Origin of the sequence: Pseudomonas putida (genome assembly GCF_028682475.1) — a bacterium.
Taxonomy (GTDB): Bacteria; Pseudomonadota; Gammaproteobacteria; order Pseudomonadales; family Pseudomonadaceae; genus Aquipseudomonas; species Aquipseudomonas putida_AG.
Genome location: NZ_JANHLE010000008.1, coordinates 195,951 through 214,723, shown reverse-complemented (window position 1 = coordinate 214,723; position 18,773 = coordinate 195,951). Strand labels below are relative to the sequence as shown.

The window sequence follows — 18,773 nt, the reverse complement described above, 5'->3', positions numbered from 1 at the left end:
AGTTCAATTCACTTGTTCAGCAACACGATTGCCAACGCGCGAACGCGAAACCCGCAAAGCCACCAGGCTGCCGACCACAATCAAGCCGGCCAGCGAATACAGCGCCGCATCGGTCGAACCGGTCTGGTCCTTGATGAAACCCACCAGGTACGGGCTGAGGAAGCCGGCCATCTGCCCGACCGAGTTGATGATCGCAAGCCCCGCCACGGCGGTACCGGCACTGAGCAGCGCCGTGGGCATTGGCCAGAACATCGGCAGGCCGGTGAGGGCGCCCATGGTGGCGATGCTCAGGCCGATAATGGCAATGACCGGGCTGTGGGCGAAGTTGACCGCAATCAGCAAGCCGGCCGCGCCCATCAGCATCGGCACCACAAGGTGCCAGCGCCGCTCGTTGCGCAGGTCTGCCGAGCGCCCCACCAACAGCATGAACACACCTGCCAGCAAGTAAGGAATCGCGCTCAACCAGCCAATCAGCAGGGCATCGCTGAAGCCCAGGCTCTTGATGATCGACGGCAGCCAGAAGTTGATCGCGTACACACCGCTCTGGATGCAGAAGTAAACGAAGCCGAAGGTCCAGATCATCGGGTTGGTGAACACCGAGAGCAGGCTGTCACTGGCGGTGACCGGCTTGCTGGCGGCATCGACGGCCAGGTCATGTTTGATCATGTCGCGCTCTGCCGGGCTCAGCCATTTGGCCGTGGCGTAGCCGTCGCTGAGCAGGAACACCGCCATGAAGCCCAGCAATATGGTTGGCAGTCCCTGGATCAGGAACATCCACTGCCAGCCGGCCAGGCCATGTTGACCGGCGGCGAAGTGGTTGAGGATCCAGCCGGAGAATGGCCCGCCGAGCAGCCCGGATACCGGGATCGCCGACATGAACAAGGCCATGATCCGCCCGCGGCGTGTGGCCGGGAACCAGCGCGAGAGGTACAGCACGATGCCAGGGAAGAAGCCTGCTTCAGCCGCACCGGTGAACAGGCGCAGCACGTAGAACTCCATCGGTGTGGTGACGAACAGCAGGCACGTCGACAAAGTGCCCCAGACGATCATCATCAGCGCGATCCAGCGTCGTGGACCGAAGCGATTGAGCGCGAGGTTGCTGGGCAGGCCGCACAGCACGTAACCGATAAAGAAGATACCGGCGCCGAGGCCGTAGATGGTTTCGCTGAATTTCAGTGCATCGAGCATCTGCAGCTTGGCGAAGCCAACGTTGACCCGGTCCAGGTAGTTGAACAGGTAGCAGATGAAGATGAAGGGGATCAGCCGCAGGGTGATGCGCCGATACAGCGCATTGCGGGTGTCGTCTTGGCCTTGGTCAGGGGCAGGGCTGTATGACATGATTTGCTCTCTTCGTTTATTTTTATCGCTGCAGCCTGCGTCGAGGCGGCTGCTGCGATGAGTCTCGGTGAGCGGACCGTGGCTGTCTTTGTGCTTATGCACAGCATTTTCAGCGGCCTGCTGTGCCGCGGACCAATCATTGCGACAACAAGGATCCTCCCATGTTCGAACTGGACCATGACCTGGCGCAAGATATCGTCGATCGGGCGATGGCGATTTTGCCGTGCAACGTCAACGTCATGGACAGCCAGGGGCTGATCCTCGGCAGTGGCGAGCCGGAGCGCATCAATACCCGTCATGAAGGGGCGCAATTGGTTCTGGCCAACGGCCGAATTGTCGAGCTGGATGTCGAGGCGGCCAAGTGCCTGAAGGGTGTGCAGCCGGGGATCAACCTGCCGCTGCTGCTCGATGGTCGCTTGATGGGGGTGCTGGGCCTGACCGGCGATCCGCAGCAACTGCGTACTTATGCGCAACTGGTACGCATGACCGCCGAGATGCTCCTGGCCCAACGGCATATGCAGGTGGAGCAGCAATGGCGGCGCCAGCGATGCGACGATTTGCTCGCGTTGTTACTTGGCGGCTCGGGTGATTCGCCACGTCTGGTCGATGAAGCGCGGCAACTGGGACTCAAGCCACAGCTGCCGCGGGTGCCATGTCTGTTCGAGCTGGATACCGGCCCCGCTGCAGAAACCTTGGCCGGCTGGTTGATGAGCCGCTATCCGGACAGCTGGTGCGTAAGCCCTGCGCGTCAGTCACTGCTGTGGTGCCGCCCGGCCAGCGTGACCCTGGATGAGCCGCGCTTGCTGGAGAAACTCCAGCGTCACGGCTGGAATGTGCAGCGCCTGGCCACCGGCTCGCCAGCGCAGAGCCTTGAACAACTGCGCCGTGGGTACCGGCGTGTCCGTGACTTGCAGGCCTATGGCCGTGAAGTGCTGCCGGCCGAGCGAATCCTTACACTTTCCCGCTACCGTTTGCCCGCGCTGCTTTGGCGTCACCGCAACGATGATGCCCTGGACGAGCTGCTCGAACCCTTGCAGCGCATTCGCGCCAAAGACAACAGCGGTCAATTGCTCGCCACCTTACGCGCCTGGTGCGCTCATGACGGTCAGAGCCAGGCCTGCGCTGACGCCTTGGGGATTCACCGTAACAGTCTGCGCTATCGTCTTGAGCGGATTGCGGAATTGGCGGAGGTAGATCCGTTGCGTTTGGAGGGGATGTTGAGTCTTTACCTGGGGCTGCAACTGCTGCCGGCTTGATAACAAAGAGTGTCTGGCCGAGCGCTACTACGGCGACGGGTCAAGAACACCCGCAACGAGCCTAACAGTTTCAGTCATTAAGCCGGAACTAGTAAAACTGATAGTTGTGGGGCCTAACCGCGCCTAGGAATACTGAGCCTGCAATCCAAACCACCACCAAGGTGAATGACATGGAAAAAGTAGCAGCGAAGATCACGGGCGTTAAGGACCAGTTCGGCAGAACTATTGAAAATGGTGATCACAATGTTCGTGCCTCGAACGTATTTATCGTCAGTGGCACCACACAGGTTTTCAACGGTTCCACCCCCCTCGGTGAAACTCAAACCCAATGGGCGTATCAATTCAACGTTGCGTTAAATGAAAGGTACTCACTGGGTGTAGAGGCTAATGATCCGAAGCCATTCACCTTTACACTTACGCAACTTGCCCCGTAGCTGCTGAAAAAACATTCGCATAGTTACGATGCTCCAGGCCGAACCCACCTGCCATTTTTGTGAAAATCGGGGACGGCTTGGGGTGGCTTCTCCAGTGTCGAGGGGCGCGCAAATGAGCTTGAAAGCGCAAGGCTTTCGAAGCATTTGCCCAACCAGCCACTCCTGCTTTTTGTGCATCCGAACAAGGCCGCCTCGCTGACTTGCTGTCAGCATATGGCTATTCGGTTCAGGAGAAGCCCCATGAAAATCGTCATCGCCCCCGACTCGTTCAAGGACAGCCTCAGCGCCGAAGGGGTGGCCGATGCCATCGCCCGGGGGCTGGCTGAGGTCTGGCCGCATGCGCAGTTGCTCAAGTGCCCGATGGCCGACGGTGGCGAAGGTACGATGGAAGCGATTATTGCTGCCTGTGGCGGTGAACTGCGCCGCGAGCACGTACGCGGCCCGCTGGGAGAACCCGTTCAGGCCGGCTGGGGCTGGCTGGCCGAGAGCCGCACGGCGATCATCGAAATGGCCCAGGCCAGTGGCTTGCAGTTGCTCAGCCTGGCGCAACGTGATGCCTGTCGCAGCAGCACATTCGGCACGGGTCAGTTGATCGCTGCCGCCCTTGATGCAGGCGCCCGGCGAATCATTCTGGCCATCGGCGGCAGTGCCACCAATGATGCCGGCAGCGGCATGTTGCGGGCACTGGGTTTGCGCCTGTTGGATGCTCACGGACACTCACTGGTCGAAGGCGGCCTGGCCCTGGCTCAGCTGGCACGCCTGGATGCCAGCGGTCTGGATCCGCGTTTGGCCGGGGTGCAGCTTGAAGTCGCCGCAGATGTCGATAATCCGCTGTGCGGCAATAACGGCGCATCGGCTATTTTCGGACCACAGAAAGGTGCCAGTCCCGAGCAGGTGCAGGCCCTGGATCAGGCACTGGGGCATTTTGCCGATCATTGCGCTCAGTTGCTGGGTGAAGATGTACGCGACTTTCCCGGCTGCGGTGCCGCTGGCGGCATGGGCTTTGCCGCCAAGGCGTTCATGCAGGCCACGTTCCGCCCCGGTATCGACGTTGTCGCTGAGCTGGCCGGGTTGGAGCAGGCAGTGCAGGGCGCGGATCTGGTGATCACTGGCGAGGGGCGATTCGATGCCCAGACCCTGCGCGGCAAAACGCCGTTCGGCGTTGCCCGGATTGCCCGACGCCACGGCGTACCGGTGGTGGTGATCGCCGGGACCCTGGGTGAAGGTTATGAGCAACTCTACGCCCACGGTATCGATGCCGCTTTCGCGTTGACCAATGGCCCGATGAGCCTGGAGCAGGCGTGTACCCAGGCGGCGCCGTTGCTGCACGCCCGGGCGCGGGATGTCGCGCGTCTCTGGCGTTGCGCGCGGAAGGCTCAAGGCTGAGCCAGCCGACACCGCCAGAGCGCTCAACAGATCAGTTCGCGGCCTTGACCGCTTCCATGCGCCGGGTATCCATCAGCACCAGGCCGAAGGCCATGCCGTACATCAACCGGCCCTGGGCATCGACCTTGATCGGGGCGTACATGCCATTGAACAGCGGGTCGCTGCCGGTGGCGATTTCCAGCACGGTCTTGCCGGTGTCCAGGTCCATGCCGATGTGATAGCCCTCGCCGAGGCGGTTGGTGTAGAAACCGTTGACCACCGCCATGCGGCTGCCGCCACTGATCATCGGTACCACCGAAATCGAGCTGACATCGCTGCGGACCCATTGGCTGTTCCAGACGTCGCGGGTGCTGTCCCACTTCAACATGGCCACGCCCTCAGGTGCTGGCCGGGTCATGCCGTTGAGCATGGTGACGTAGTATTTGGCCTCGTTCAGCAGTGGCTTGTCGTCCTTGGGAATGTTGTTGACGACGAAGGCATAGCCGTCGTACACGGCCACCGATTGTTCTGATTGCACGGTGTCGATGCCCGCGCCCATGTCCACTTCACGCTGATCGGCGATGCGCGCGGACAGGGTGCCGGGCTTCTGTTTCCAGCCGGCAGGGATCTGGTCGCGCCACATGGCCACCAGGCGCATTTTTTTCGCGCCGTCGGTAAACACCACCAGCTTGTCTTCATCGGCACCGTAGCCCATCAGGGTGGGGGTCGACCCGGTGCCGTCGGCCACTTTCACCGAGGTGAAGCGCGGGCCACGCTCGTAGGCCGCCTTCCAGGCGCCGTGGTTTTCGTCGGCGTGGAGCTTGCCTTGTTTGTCCACCACCAAACGGTACATATGCTGGTTGGACGCTACATAGACGGCACCGCCGTCCACCTCGGGGCCGGTGGCGAACGAGTTGAGGAACAGCTCGTCGCTACCTTCCAGACGGTAAGTGTCGATGACCTTGAGGGTATCGCGATCTAGCGTAATGACGGCACCGCCCATGGTATTGGCGACCAGGTAGCCGTTGAGTGTCATGCCCAGCCCAAGGGTGACATCGGCGGGGAAGCCGACACCGCGCTTGACCTTTTCGTTGTCGAACAGGGTGGCGGGCAGCTGCGCCTCACGGGTCATCTGCATGCCGGAGGCAGGGTCTTTGGGGTCGTTCTGGTCGATGCGGAACAGGCGTCGTCCACTGGCACCGATAAACGCATCGTCGCGGGTCAGCAACGAGTAGATCGCGCCGTTGAGAACCTGGTCGCTGGTGCCGGTCAACATACGATTGGGTTGACGCTGCATGTACTCGAGCAAGCCCTTTTCGTCCTTGGCGTCGAGAAACCTGCGGGTCTGTGCCGCTTGCTCCAGGCGTTGCTGCGCGCTCACCGGTTGATAGTTGGGGAGCGTCACCGGCAGGTCGACACGGGCGATTTCGCTGAACGAGAAGTCCTTTTCGACCTTCAGTTTGCGCAGCGAAAAGCCGGCCCAGTACCAGTACACATCCGTGCCGGCGACGTTGTCGGTGTACTGCACCAGGCTGCCCGACTCGTTTGGCACGATCCGGTAAGAGTCCGGGGTCAGCTTGAACGCGCCGCGTGCCATGGCGATATCGGTACTGTCTGAGGCGCCGTCATTCCAGTGCGTCTGGTTGTTGTAGGACTGCGCCAGAAAGGGGTTGGCTGGCGCAACACCGGCCTGGGCGAAGCCGGCCAGGGGCAGGGCGAGGAAACCGGATATCAACGTCCAGCGCGAAAGGGCAGCAATCTTCATGCGATGTGTCTCTCTCTTGTTGTTCTGGTTGGGGGACAACTGACCTTAGCGCCCAAGCACAGGGGCTGCGCCACCCGAGCCGGGTGGTGAAGAACGAGGACGTTTGACCGGAACTTATAGCGGCTGTTATCACCTTGCCGATCAGCAAGCGAGTAACACCATCAACAGTGTGCAGCGGCGACGGGCCGCGCGTACGAAGACCAAGCCGTCGAGGAGACATTCATGTCGCAGTCCCACGTTTTCGAACCGGGTCGTGGTATCCAGCTGGTGCTGGAGGGGTACGTGGCGGTGCTGGAGTTCAGCCGCCCACCGCACAATTTCTTCGACAAAGAGCTGATTGAAGATCTGGTCAGCGTCCTGGAGCATCTCGACGCGTTGGAGCAATGCCGAGTGGTCATTGTGCAGGCGGGCGGTACGGTGTTTTGTGCCGGCGCCGATTTTTCCGGGGCAGCGGAGAACGACCCGCAGTACCCGCGACGTATCTACCAGCATGCGGTGAAGCTGTTTCGCACCCGCAAGCCGATCATCGTAGCTGTTGAAGGCGCTGCCGTTGGCGGTGGGTTGGGGTTGGCGCTGATCGGTGACTTTCGTGTGACCAGCAGCCGGGCGCGTTTTTGCGCGAACTTCAATCGTCTGGGGATTCACCAGGGGTTCGGCTTGTCGGTGACCCTGCCGCGTCTGGTCGGCCCGCAGCAAGCAGCACTGTTGCTGGCCACGGGCCGCCGCATCGATGGTGTGCAGGCGGTGAACATCGGGCTTGCCGATGTGCTGGCCGAACCCGGCCAGGAGCGACAGGCCGCGCGGGCGCTGGCCGAAGAGATCGCCGGCTCGGCGCCGCGGGCGGTGATGTCCAGCCGCGAAACCTTGCGTCAAGGCCTGGCCGACCAGGTCGCGCGCGCGGTCGAGCGCGAAGCCAGCGAACAGCAATGGCAGATCATCAGCGAGGACTTCGCCGAAGGTACGCGGGCCATGGCCGAGCGACGCATGCCGGTGTTCACTGGCCAGTAAGTGATCAGTCCTTGAGCTTTTTATACAGCGTGGTCCGGGAGATCCCCAGCTGACTGGCGGTGACCGAGACGTTCCCGCCGTTAGCCTGTAAAGCCGCTTGGATCGTGTGCCGCAAGGTGCTTTGCAGATCACCAGGCTGAGCCAGGTGCGCGGACGCCTGCAGGTCTACCGGCAAGTGGCAGAGCAAGGTCATCGACTCGCCACTGGCCAGCGCCGCAGCCAGGCGTAGCGCCTGTTCCAGTTGGCGGATATTGCCCGGCCAGGTGTGTTGCTGCAGCATTTGCAGCACCTCAGGGTGCAGGGGCGGCACGCCATGGCGCAGGCGCAGGCGTTCGATCAGCAGTGGCAGGTCGTTGCGCTGGCGTAACGGCGGCAGGTTGATGGTCAGGCCGTTCAAGCGGTAGTAGAGGTCTTCGCGAAACAGCTGTGAGGTCATGCGCTGCGCCAGGTCGCAATGGGTGGCGCTGATCACTCGCACATCCAGCGGGCGGCGCACCGAGCTGCCGAGGCTGGTGATCTCGCGCTCCTGCAACACCCGCAGCAACCGGGTTTGCAAGGCGGCAGGCATGTCGCCGATCTCGTCGAGCAGCAAGGTGCCGCCATGGGCTGCTGCCAGCTGGCCACTGGAGCCACCCTTGCGCGCGCCGGTGAAGGTGCCTTCGGCGTAACCGAACAACTCGGCCTCGATCAGGCTTTCCGGAATGGCCGAGCAGTTGATGGCGACGAAGGGCGCCTGCGGGTTCCAGTGTTCGTGCAAGGTACGGGCGAACACCTCTTTGCCGGTACCGGTCTCTCCGAGCAGCAGGATCGGCACGCCAGCGGCAAAGGCCTTGTGGGCGTTGGCCAGTTGCTGGTTGAGCAACGCATCGCTGCCTTGGGCGGTGGCCGTACCGGTGAGGCGCGTGGGTGCCGGGGCAGGTTTGTGGGGAGTGGGTTCGATCAACTGGCCGTACAGTCTGGAGCCGTCGGTGAGGATCAGCTGTTGCGCCACCGGTCGTGCGTCCAGCAGGTTGTTGACATCGAACAGGTGCTCAAGGTGCAGGTGGTCGTGGGTGTAGCCATTGAGCCCCAGCAGGCGCTGGGCCGCACGGTTGGCACAGCGGATGCTGCCGTCGGCGGCTACCGCCAGCAACCCTTGCAAGGCGGTGCCCAGTAGTCGCGGGTCGTGTTGCAGCGAGAGAATCCGGCAGTCGCTCAAACCGGCGAACAGACGATTCTCAACCGCCATGGCGGCATGGTTGAGTTGTTCAAGCACAGCACCGGCCTGGCGATCGCCGATGCCGGTGATGTCCAGTGCGCCAAGCACTTCGCCGCGCAGACCGCGTAACGGCACGCTGACACAGAAAAACCGCTCGAAGTCGTTGAGGTAGTGTTGGTTGCCGGTCAGGATGATCGGCTTGTCTTCAGCCAGGGTACAGGCGGGCGCCGTGGTGCCGAGGTCCTGCTCCTGGAGTCGTCGACCGACCTGCAAGGGCGCCAGGGGGCTGAGCAGGTCATAGGCCTGGCGCGCATGCACCAGTACGCCGTCGGGGTTGACGCAGAACAGCGCCCAGGAAGCGCCGCCGATGTGCTCCCACAGGCGGTCAATTTCCGGCTGCACGCAGCTGGCCAGTTGCAGGTCCTGCCCGGCCAGTGGCTGCAAGTCATCATCGGGTCGAGCTTGCCAGCGGTCCGACGGCTGCACGCCGGCAGCCCGCGAGCGGACCCAGGAGTCTACGACGGCATCGGGCAACAGATTCGCTGGCAGGTTGTCGCCTTCGGCAAAACGTTGCCGGGCAATGGCCAGGCGCTGCTGATAGGCGGGTGTTCGGGCATCCATCGAGACACCTGTATTAAAAGTGGAGGCATGCCGCCGGGCCTTGGGGGCTGGCGGCCGCCTTTGGTTATACGCCGGTCTGCTCCAGCGTCAAGTCTAGAACAGCAGCACGGCGCGCAGGTTGACGCCTATCTCTTCCTGAAAACCGCCCTCGGTTTTAACGTCATGGGTCAACTGAGTGCTGAGCTGTACCCTCGGCGTGACCATCTGCTGGAACTCCAGGCGTACTTGCTGAACTTCGGTTTTGCTGCCGTTGTAGTTACCGTCCAGGTATTGCTTGCCGCCGGTACTGGCGCTGTAACCCAGCGCCAGACGCTGACTGGGGTTGAAGTCATAACGCAGATTGGCCTGCAGCTGGTAGGTCTTGCCCTGTTTGAGTGTTTGCTGGCCAGCCTGCTGGTTGTCGCCATAGATGACAGCATCGGCATACCACTCCATCGCCAGCTTGCCCCACAGCGGTTCGATCCAGCCCAGTTGCAGGTCGAGCTTGTAGCGGTTTTCGCCAAGGTTGATCGCCTCGTCGCGGTCGTATTGGCCCCAAGGGAGGTACACCAGCGGGATGATACCGAGGTAGCGGCCGCTGACACCGGCGTGCGGTTGGTTGACCAGCCAGAAGGTTGCGCCAATGATCGGGTCGGCCATGCCGCTGTTACTGCCCAGCGACTGGCCGTCGATTCGCGCATCGTAGACGTGGCCAAACGGCAGGAGGATCTGCGGGGCGAAGGTGATGCCGCCGATATCGACGTAGTGGATCAGACGCAAAATGCTGATGTTGGATTTGATGCCGGTGGCCTGCTTGGCATCAGGGCCGCCGTCGGCGTTGTAACGCTCGGCGCGGCCATATTGCTGATACCAGGCGGCGAGGTTGGTGCCACTGGGAAAGGCGACGTAGTCACCGGAGTTGACGTCAACGGCCAATGATTTTGTCGAGACGAGCGCCAGCGCCAACAGGCCCAGGCGGGGTCGGGAAAGAGTGAACACAGAGCGGTACCTTTTTTTGTTGTTATTCGCAGGGCGGGGCGCTGGGCGCCCCGGGTCTGTCGGTCAGTTGTGGATACGGATGACTGGCTTGAGGGTGAGGCCTTTTTCGCTGTCTTCGGCGGCCTGGTTGATGTCCTTGAAGCTGTAGAACTTCACCAGACGGTCGAACGGGAAACGGCCTTGCAGGTACAGCTCGACCAGTTCGGGGATGAACTTTTGCGGCACGCTGTCACCTTCGACGATGCCGCGAATGCTCTTGCCGCCGAGCAACAGGTCGTTGACGTCGAACTCGGCAGTGACGCCCAGCGCTGGGGCGCCGACCACCCCCAGGGCGCCACGGCTCCCCAGGGCATCGACGGCCTGGCGCAACACGCCTGGCCGCCCGGTCGATTCCAGGGCGAAGTTGACCCCGCCAGCGGTTATTTCACGGATAGTTGCCACCGGATCGACGTCCTTGCTGTTGACCACGTGGGTGGCGCCCAGCTCCATTGCCAGCGCCAGGCGCGACGGCACGACATCGACGGCGATGATGGTGGTCGCCCCGGCCACACGTGCGGCGAGCACCGCGCTGAGTCCGACGGCACCGCCACCAAATGCGGCAAAGCTGCTGCCCGGGGTGACTTTCAGCGAGTTGATCACCGCGCCCGCACCGGTCTGGATGCCGCAGCCCAAAGGCCCCAGCAGTTCCAGTGGCGCTTTCTGGCTGACCTTGACCGCGTTGTTTTCCCGCGCCAGTGCCAGGCTGGCAAAGGACGACTGGGCAAAGAAGTGATCGTTCAGCCGCTGTCCGGCGTCATCGCTCAGGGCGCTTTCGCCGTGGGGATCGGCACCGCTGAAGTTACGCCCGAAGAACTCCTGGCAATACGCGGTATGACCGCCACCACAGGACAGGCAATGGCCACAGTGGCCATAGCTGAGCACCACATGGTCGCCGACCTGCAGCCCTTTGACCTGCGGGCCGATGGCCTCGACCACGCCGGCACCTTCATGGCCGAGTACTGCCGGCAGTGGCACCGGATAGTACTGATCGCGCACGATCATGTCGGTGTGACACATGCCGGTGGCGACGATGCGTACCAGCACTTCGTCCGCGCGCGGTGCGCGGATCCGTGCGGCTTCCAGAGTGAACGGCGCGCCTTTGCCACGGGTGACGGCTGCGGTGATTGGATAGTAGGCAGTAGTGTTCATTGTTATTGTCCTTTGCCGGTTAAAGAGGGTAGGCCGGGGCGTCGCCCTTGACCGTCAGCCATTGCCACTGGGTGAACTCTTCCCAGTTCGCCGGGCCGCCGATGCTGGCGCCATTGCCCGAGGCACCGACGCCGCCAAACGGGTTGACGACCTCGTCGTTGACGGTCTGATCGTTGATGTGCAACAGCCCGACACGCAGTTGTTCGCCCAGCTTCAGCGCGCGGCCGACGTCCCGCGACAGCACGGCGGCCGAGAGGCCGTATTCGGTATCGTTGGCCAGGGCAACGGCATCGGCGTCGGTGTCGAACGGCACCACCACTGCCACCGGGCCGAAGATTTCCTCGTTGAACGCCGGGTTGTCGCGGTTTACTCCACTGAGCACGGTGGCCGGGAAAAACAGGCCCTGATGGCTGCCGCCGACTTCCAGTTTCGCCCCTGCCTGTTGCGCGGCCTGCACGATCCGTTGGGCGTTATCGCATTGCTGGGCATTGATCAGCGGTCCCAGGTGCACCGGGCCCTGAGCCGGATCGCCGACAGTCAGGCTACGGGCCTTGGCCACCAGACGTTCAAGGAAGCGCTCGTAGATACCGCGCTGTACCAGCAGGCGGCCGGTGGACATGCAGATCTGGCCCTGGTGCAGATAGACGCCCCAGGTGGCGTTGGCCAACGCGAGGTCGAGGTCGGCATCGTCAAGCACGATCAGCGAGTTTTTCCCGCCCAGCTCCAGCGAGACCTTCTTCAAGTGACGGCCGGCCGCTTCGCCGACCTTGCGCCCGGCGGCGGTGGAGCCGGTGAATTGAATCATCGCCAGGTGCCGGTCGCTGGTCAGCGCCGCACCGGCATCGGCACCGCCGGGCAGCACGTGCAGCAGTCCGGCGGGCAGCCCGGCCAGTTCAAACACTCGAGCGATAACGAAACCGCCGCACACAGCGGTGCGCGGGTCCGGCTTGAGCACCACGGCGTTGCCGGTGGCCAGCGCCGGTGCAACTGCACGAATGGCCAGGTACAGCGGGAAGTTGAACGGCGAAATCACCCCGATCACTCCCAACGGGCGGCGACGGGCCAGGCTCAGGCGGCCGGGCACCGAAGGCAGCACTTCACCCTGGCTGCGCGAAGGCAGGCTGGCGCTTTCGTGCAGTACCTTGATGCTCAGCCGGGTTTCGAACTCGGCTTTTTCCCGCGTGGAGCCGCTTTCACGCATCAGCCAGTCGGCGATTTCGTCGGCATGGTTTTCGGCGACCAGGGCAGCTTTACGAAATACCGCACCACGCTCGTCATAGGACAGTTGAAACCAGTCGGTCTGGGCCAGGTGAGCAGCCTTGGTGCTGCAGGCGACCTGATCGGCATCGGCGTTGGCCAGGGTGCCGAGGGTATTGCCGGTGGCCGGTTCCAGTACCGGTGTCGACGGCGCCTGTCCGGCTTGCCATTGGCCGGTGAACAGGCGCTCGTTCCAGAGTTCGGCGGGTAGCAGAGGTTGCAGAAAGGCAGAGGTAGTCATCGCAAGTGTTCCTGTTTTTTGTAGGAGCGTGACGAGGTACAGAGCAGAAGCTGTGCCAATCGGTCACACCCCCGAAAACAGGGGCTGTTGAGGAGGTCTACAGGGGTTGGATGTTCAGTTTCTGGACAGTGCGGGTGGATGGGCTGTGCAGATATTGAACGCTGTGCGCGGCGGGCTCACGAACGCCGCGCCCGCCACGTATACCGGGTCATTCCGCCAGTTGCAGCTCCGGCAGATTCAGACGAAACGCCCGGGTAATCCCGATCAGGCAGATGAACCCCAACGCCATCCAGCTCAGGCCGATCATGAACGACATGCTCGACAGGCTGGTCCACAGCCAGATAGTGCTGAGGAAGCCGAGCGCGGGTATGGCGCCATACATCAGGTAGTTCGCTGTGCCACGCAGTTTCTGATCGACCAGGTAATGTTTGACCACGGCCAGGTTCACCATCGAAAAGGCGAACAGTGCGCCGAAACTGATCATGTTGGCGACGGTGTCCAGGGTGATGAACAAGGCGATCAGCGAGAGCACGCTGACCAGCATGATCGCGGTGGCCGGTACGCGTTTCTTCGACACCAGCCGGCCAAACACCCGCGGCAGCGCGCCATCGCGGCCCATGGCGAACAGCACCCGCGATACGCTGGCCTGGGAGACCATCGCCGAGGCGAAGCAACCCGCTACGTAGGTGGCCGTAAAGGCGGTCACCAGCAGTTCACCGCCGACCCGGCGCATGACGTCCACCGACGCCGAGTCCGGGTCGGCGAAGGTGCTCCATTCCGGAAACACCAGCTGGGCGAAGTACGACACCAGCACAAACAGCAGGCCACCGATCAGCGACACCACCATGATCGCCAGCGGGATGCGGAATTTCGGGTTGGTGGTTTCCTCGGCCATGGTCGACACCGCGTCGAAGCCGAGGAAGGACAGGCACAGCACGGCGGCACCGGTCATCACCAGCGGAACGCTGAAGCCTTCATGATGGAAGGGTTGCAACAGCGATACCGGCGCTGACTGTGCACTCAGGTTGTGGATCGACAAAGCGACGAAGACCACGATGAACACCAGCTGGACAACGACCATGATCCAGTTGACCCGTGTCACCGACTCGATGCCGATCAGGTTCAGGAAGGTCACCAGCGCAATGGAGCCGAGCACCCACACCCAGGCGTGAATCGTCGGGAAGTACTCGGACATGTAGATGCCGATCAGCAGGTAGCTGAGCAGCGGCAGGAAGATGTAGTCGAGCAGCAGGGTCCAGCCGGCCATGAAGCCGAAGTAGCTGCCAAAGGCCTTGCGCGTGTAGGTGTAGACCGAACCTGAATACGGGTGGGCCTGGACCATGCGGCCATAGCTGTAGGCGGTCAGCAGCATGGCGGCGAGGGTCAGCAGGTAGGCGGTGGGCAAATGCCCCTTGGTCATCTGGGTGACCAGCCCATAGGTGGTGAACACCGCCAGCGGAACCATGTAGGCGAGACCGAAGAGCACCAGTGCGGTGAGCCCCATGGATTTGCGAAAGCGCCCCGAAGCGCTGGCGTGCAATGGGTCATGGTGGGGGTGAGTTTCTGCTGTGTTTGTTGTTGTATGCATTGCGAACTCCTGGAAATCGAATACACGACGCTGCGGCAGGCGAGCGCGCTCGCTACCGGTGATGACGCTTGTTTGCAGGACGTGGGGCTAACCGGTTGCTGGCCGCCCGAGGTCAAACGCGGTGCACGCAAAGCGCCCACGCCAGCAGGCGTGGGCGTTCAGCTCAGCGTTTGCCGACCAGCCGCGCGGTGCGGTCTACGGCGATGCGGGTCTTCTCGACCAGCTCGTCGAGTTCCGCGCGAGTGGCGACCAGGGCGGGCGCCATGATCATGCGGCCAAGGGTCGAGCGGATGATCACGCCTTCTTCGAAACCGAAGGTGCGGCACTGCCAGGCCAGGTCGTTCTCGTTGTCGAAGCGCTTGCGGGTTGGCTTGTCTTCGGCAAACTGCAGGGCTGCCAGCAGTCCGGTGCCTTGAATGTCGCCAATCAGCGGATGCTGGCCGAACACTTCGCGCAAGATCTGCTGCAGGTACGGCCCGGTGTCGTCCTTCACCTGGCGGACGATACCCTCGTCACGCAAGGCCTTGAGGTTGGCCACCGCTACCGCTGCGGCCACCGGGTGCCCGGAGTAGGTCAGCCCGTGGGCGAAGACACCGCCGCGCTCGACCAGCGCTTCGGCGATGCGCTTGCTCAGCACCAGGCCGCCCATGGGCACATAGCCGCTGGTCAGGCCTTTGGCGATCGACAGGGTGTCCGGTTCGAAAGCGAAGTGCTGATGGGCGAACCACTCGCCGGTGCGGCCAAAGCCACCGATTACTTCGTCCGCGCACAGCAGCACATCGTACTGGCGGCAGATGCGCTGAATTTCCGGCCAGTAGCTTTCAGGCGGGAAGATCATGCCGCCGGCGCCCTGGAAAGGCTCGGCGATGAACCCGGCAACATTCTCGGCACCGAGTTCGAGGATCTTCTCTTCCAGTTGCAGGGCGCAGCGTTTACCGAACTCGGCCGGGGTCAGCTCGCCGCCATGGGCGTACCAGTAAGGCTCGTCGATGTGGGCGATGTCCGGAATCATCCCGCCCATCTCGTGCATGAACTTCATCCCGCCCAGCGCGGTGGCCGCCAGGGTCGAGCCGTGGTAACCGTTCCAGCGGCCGATCATGATCTTCTTCTGTGGCTTGCCGACCACCTGCCAGTAACGGCGCACGGTGCGGATCAGCACCTCGTTGGCCTCGGAGCCGGAGTTGGTGTAGATCGCGTGGCTGTAGTGCCCCGGCAGCAGGCTGAAGAGCAGTTCGGAAAGCTCGATCACTGCCGGATGGGTGGTGTGGAAGAACATGTTGTAGTACGACAGTTGATCCATCTGCGCGGCGGCGGCAGCGGTCAGGTCCCGGCGGCCGTAGCCGAGCTGGGTGCACCACAGGCCGGACATGCCATCCAGGTAACGGTTGCCGTCGTTGTCCCACAGGTTCAGGCGCTCACCGCGGACCATCACCCGTGGCCCTTCGGCATTCAGTGCCTTCTGATCGAGAAAGGCATGGATATGGTGGGCGGCGTCGGCTTTCTGATAGTCCTGGGTGTCTCGTTGCGGGGCAAAGGGTGCATTCATGGCTTTGTTCTCTTTCTTGATAAGCACGTGAGAGGGGAAGGCCGCGCTGATCCTGTGCGCAAACTGGCGCCGGTCCTGGGCGCTGGGGTGGGAGAAATGCTCCCACACTCTCGGCGCCCCCGAAATCACCCGTTTTGGTGACAACACCCGGCCGATTTTCGCTTTGCCAAGCTGCCGCTCTGCAGAGCTTTTTCGTATGACTGGAGAACATTTTTACTAATTTGCCTTGCCTCGATAGTGGCGCACCATCGACCCACATGAATAACAACAGACCGTGTCCACGGTCGATGTGGGAGTGCAGCGTGTTCGACCTTAACTTCTGGCAGCAGCGGGCCAAGCGGCAAACATTCATCGATACCGCTCTTATTGGTGGTCATCAGCTGAAGTCTTCCTCGGGGGCGACCTTCGATGCGATCAACCCTGCCACTAATCAGCTGCTGGCTCGCGTCGCGGCCTGCGGCGAGGACGAGGTCGATCTGGCCGTGCGCACTGCCCGCCGCGCATTCAACGATGGTCCGTGGGCGCGCATGGCACCGGCGCAGCGCAAGAAGATCCTGCTCAGGCTTTCCGAACTGCTGCTGGAACACCGCGAAGAGCTGGCCTTGCTGGACTCACTGAACATGGGCAAGCCCGTCATGGATGCCTACAACATCGACGTTCCGGGCGCGGCCGGCGTGTTCGCCTGGTACGGCGAGGCGCTGGACAAGGTCTACGACCAGGTCGCGCCAACCGCAGCCAATGCATTGGCAACCATCACCCGAGAAGCATTGGGGGTCATTGCCGCCGTCGTGCCGTGGAACTTCCCGCTGGACATGGCGGCCTGGAAACTCGCCCCGGCGCTGGCCGCAGGTAACAGCGTGGTATTGAAGCCCGCTGAGCAATCGCCATTCTCCGCCCTGCGCTTGGGCCAGCTGGCGCTGGAGGCCGGTATTCCGGAAGGCGTGCTCAACGTCGTGCCGGGGCTGGGCGAGAGCGCCGGCAAGGCCCTGGGCCTTCATCCGGACGTCGATTGCCTGGTGTTCACCGGATCGACTCAAGTGGGCAAATACTTCATGCAGTATGCCGCCCAGTCGAACCTCAAGCAGGTCTGGCTGGAGTGCGGCGGCAAAAGCCCGAACCTCGTGTTTGCCGACTGCCAGGACCTCGATCTGGCTGCGGAAAAAGCGGCGTTCGGCATCTTCTTCAACCAGGGTGAGGTGTGTTCGGCCAACTCCCGGCTCTACGTGCAGCGCGCTATCCATGACGAGTTCGTCGAGCGGGTGATCGCCAAGGCGCAAGCCTGGATCCCGGGTGATCCGCTCGATCCGGCCAGCAGCGCAGGGGCGATCGTCGATAGCGAGCAGACCGCGCGGATCATGCGTGCGATCGGCCAGGCGAGTGAGGAAGGCGCGACACTGCTCAGCGGTGGCGAACAACTGACGTTCAATGGTTCCTCCAACTTCATCACACCGACTATCTTCGGCGCCGTGAAGAGCGACAGCCGCCTGGCCCGTGACGAAATCTTCGGCCCGGTGCTGGCCATCAGCGCCTTCGACAGCGAAGAGGAGGCCGTGAGGCTCGCCAATGACAGCATCTACGGCCTGGCCGCTTCGGTATGGAGTGACGATCTCAATCGCGCCCACCGTGTAGCCAGGGCGCTGAAGGCCGGCACCGTGTCGGTCAATACCATGGACGCACTCGACACTGCCGTTCCGTTCGGTGGCGGCAAGCAGTCCGGGTTCGGCCGCGATCTGTCGTTGCATTCGTTCGACAAGTACACACAACTGAAAACCACCTGGTTTCAGCTGCGTTAAAGCCTGGCTCCTTCCCGGAGCCTCAATAACAACAAACACACAACTATAAGTCGTGAGGGCGTTTCCATGCGTACTTTCACCGCGTCGCTCAGCTTTGCAGTGCTCACCGCTGTCAGTCTTCCTGCGCTGGCCAGCACGTCCAGTCTGACGGTCATCTCGTTTGGTGGTGCTACCAAGGCCGCACAACAGGCCGCCTATTTCCAGCCCTTTGAAAACAGCGGGGCAGGGAAAGTGGTGGCTGGCGAATACAATGGCGAACTTTCAAAGATCAAAGCCATGGTCGACGTCGGCCATGTGTCCTGGGACGTGGTGGAGGTAGAAAGTCCCGAGCTGATTCGTGGTTGTGAGGAGGGTTTGTTCGAACGGATCGATCCGGCGCTGCTCGGCGATCAGGCCAACTACCTGCCGGGTACCGTGAGCGAATGCGGTGTGGCCAGCTATGTATGGTCCATGGTGATTGCCTACAACACGCAAAAGCTCAGCAGCGGGCCTGCCTCTTGGGCTGATTTCTGGGATACCCAGCGTTTTCCGGGCAAGCGCGGTCTGCGCAAAGGTGCCAAGTACACCCTCGAGGTGGCCTTGCTGGCTGACGGCGTCTCCCGCGAGGATCTCTACAAGGTGTTAGGCACGCCTGAAGGGGTGGACCGAGCCTTCCGCAAGCTCGACCAGATCAAGCAGAACATTCAGTGGTGGGAAGCCGGCGCGCAACCGCCGCAATGGCTGGTTGCCGGCGACGTGGTGATGTCCGCAGCCTACAACGGACGCATTGCATCGGCTCAGAAGGATGGCTCCAAGCTGGGCATTGTCTGGCAGGGCAGCCTGTATGACCCTGACCACTGGGCCATCGTGCGCGGCTCCGGGAACAAGGCGCTGGCAGAGAAGTTCATCACCTTCGCCAGTCAGGCCGAATCGCAAAAAGCCTTCTCCAGCCAGATCCCTTATGGCCCCGTGCGCACTGAAGCGCTCGCGCAATTGCCTGCCGATGTCCAGCATCAGCTGCCCACCGCGCCTGCCAACCTCGCCGATGCACAACTGGTGGATGCTGCGTTCTGGGTCGACCACGGTGAAGAGCTGGAACAACGCTTCAATGCCTGGGCTGCACGCTGAGACGATAAACAGTGATGGTGAGCCCATCCCGGCAATGGAACAATGCTTCAGCGCCGATGTTGGATTACCTCGGCATCCCCGATGCAGAAG

Annotated in this window: 14 protein-coding genes; 6 read left to right on the top strand and 8 right to left on the bottom strand. The window is 62.4% G+C overall.

Features of this window, described 5'->3' with window-relative positions:
* Positions 1-3 precede the first annotated feature (3 nt).
* Positions 4-1,338, bottom strand: coding sequence for an MFS transporter (locus NPS47_RS09855; protein ID WP_274294802.1), 1,335 nt, complete (start codon positions 1,336-1,338; stop codon positions 4-6).
* 161 nt (positions 1,339-1,499) lie between these two features.
* On the opposite strand from NPS47_RS09855, the gene NPS47_RS09850 reads away from it, so the two are divergent.
* The 3 genes from NPS47_RS09850 (at position 1,500) to NPS47_RS09840 (ending at position 4,414) form a co-directional block, all read left to right on the top strand.
* Positions 1,500-2,594: a sugar diacid recognition domain-containing protein gene (locus NPS47_RS09850; RefSeq protein ID WP_274294801.1), complete on the top strand. Its 1,095-nt coding sequence runs from the start codon at positions 1,500-1,502 to the stop codon at positions 2,592-2,594.
* A gap of 170 nt (positions 2,595-2,764) precedes the next feature.
* A complete protein-coding gene (locus NPS47_RS09845) occupies positions 2,765-3,028 on the top strand; it encodes a hypothetical protein (protein WP_274294800.1) in 264 nt (87 codons plus the stop codon).
* A 240-nt stretch (positions 3,029-3,268) separates the two neighbouring features.
* Complete coding sequence (locus tag NPS47_RS09840) at positions 3,269-4,414, top strand: glycerate kinase (protein ID WP_274294799.1); 1,146 nt, start codon at positions 3,269-3,271, stop codon at positions 4,412-4,414.
* Positions 4,415-4,445: 31 nt separating this feature from the next.
* Here the strand turns inward: NPS47_RS09840 and NPS47_RS09835 are convergent, their stop codons facing one another.
* Complete coding sequence (locus tag NPS47_RS09835) at positions 4,446-6,158, bottom strand: hypothetical protein (RefSeq protein WP_274294798.1); 1,713 nt, start codon at positions 6,156-6,158, stop codon at positions 4,446-4,448.
* A gap of 222 nt (positions 6,159-6,380) precedes the next feature.
* Between NPS47_RS09835 and NPS47_RS09830 the strand changes: the two genes are divergently transcribed.
* A complete protein-coding gene (locus tag NPS47_RS09830; RefSeq protein WP_274294797.1) occupies positions 6,381-7,166 on the top strand; it encodes an enoyl-CoA hydratase/isomerase family protein in 786 nt (261 codons plus the stop codon).
* Between the two features lie 4 nt (positions 7,167-7,170).
* On the opposite strand, the gene NPS47_RS09825 is transcribed toward NPS47_RS09830, so the two are convergent.
* The 6 genes from NPS47_RS09825 to NPS47_RS09800 all read right to left on the bottom strand — a co-directional run bounded on the left by NPS47_RS09825 (position 7,171) and on the right by NPS47_RS09800 (position 15,783).
* Complete coding sequence (locus tag NPS47_RS09825; RefSeq protein WP_274294796.1) at positions 7,171-8,985, bottom strand: sigma-54-dependent Fis family transcriptional regulator; 1,815 nt, start codon at positions 8,983-8,985, stop codon at positions 7,171-7,173.
* A 93-nt stretch (positions 8,986-9,078) separates the two neighbouring features.
* A complete protein-coding gene (locus NPS47_RS09820; RefSeq protein WP_274294795.1) occupies positions 9,079-9,963 on the bottom strand; it encodes a transporter in 885 nt (294 codons plus the stop codon).
* Between the two features lie 63 nt (positions 9,964-10,026).
* Positions 10,027-11,151 (bottom strand): NAD(P)-dependent alcohol dehydrogenase, encoded by a 1,125-nt coding sequence (locus NPS47_RS09815; RefSeq protein WP_274294794.1) that lies wholly within the window; start codon positions 11,149-11,151, stop codon positions 10,027-10,029.
* Between the two features lie 19 nt (positions 11,152-11,170).
* Positions 11,171-12,649 carry a benzaldehyde dehydrogenase gene (locus tag NPS47_RS09810; protein ID WP_274294793.1) on the bottom strand — a complete coding sequence of 493 codons (1,479 nt, stop codon included), beginning with the start codon at positions 12,647-12,649 and terminating at the stop codon, positions 11,171-11,173.
* Positions 12,650-12,857: 208 nt separating this feature from the next.
* Entirely contained in the window at positions 12,858-14,237 is a 1,380-nt protein-coding gene (locus tag NPS47_RS09805) for an APC family permease (RefSeq protein ID WP_274294792.1), read from the bottom strand.
* A 163-nt stretch (positions 14,238-14,400) separates the two neighbouring features.
* Positions 14,401-15,783: an aspartate aminotransferase family protein gene (locus tag NPS47_RS09800; RefSeq protein WP_274294791.1), complete on the bottom strand. Its 1,383-nt coding sequence runs from the start codon at positions 15,781-15,783 to the stop codon at positions 14,401-14,403.
* 302 nt (positions 15,784-16,085) lie between these two features.
* On the opposite strand from NPS47_RS09800, the gene NPS47_RS09795 reads away from it, so the two are divergent.
* A complete protein-coding gene (locus tag NPS47_RS09795) occupies positions 16,086-17,576 on the top strand; it encodes an aldehyde dehydrogenase (protein ID WP_274294790.1) in 1,491 nt (496 codons plus the stop codon).
* A 66-nt stretch (positions 17,577-17,642) separates the two neighbouring features.
* A complete protein-coding gene (locus NPS47_RS09790; RefSeq protein WP_274294789.1) occupies positions 17,643-18,683 on the top strand; it encodes an ABC transporter substrate-binding protein in 1,041 nt (346 codons plus the stop codon).
* The last annotated feature ends 90 nt before the right edge of the window (positions 18,684-18,773 follow it).